We start from the raw sequence: 229 nt of genomic DNA, 5'->3' as shown, positions 1-229 counted from the left end.
AATACTGGCTTACCAGTTTGTGTAGCACCTTGGATATCTGTAGTTTCAACTGGTGTTGCAGTTGGAGTTACTGGAGTCACAGTTGGTGTATAAGTTGCAGAGGCTTTGGTTCCGTTCTTATCTTCACGAACAACCGTCACTGCTGGTGCAGTTCCAACGAATGATTTTTCGGGTACGAATGTAACTGTTCCGTCTGCTGCTACTGTGTAAGTACCAACGCCGTCAACTG

General features: G+C 45.9%; 1 protein-coding gene. It reads right to left on the bottom strand.

Annotated elements, in window-relative coordinates; translation table 11 throughout:
* The coding region (locus HMPREF2637_RS09685) for a hypothetical protein (RefSeq protein ID WP_141760039.1) at nt 1-229 on the bottom strand (229 nt) is incomplete at both ends.

The sequence above is a fragment of the Streptococcus sp. HMSC065H07 genome (genome assembly GCF_001837325.1).
Lineage (GTDB): Bacteria > Bacillota > Bacilli > Lactobacillales > Streptococcaceae > Streptococcus > Streptococcus salivarius_H.
Note: the sequence above shows the minus strand (reverse complement) of the source record. Positions and strands in the feature narration are given on the sequence as shown.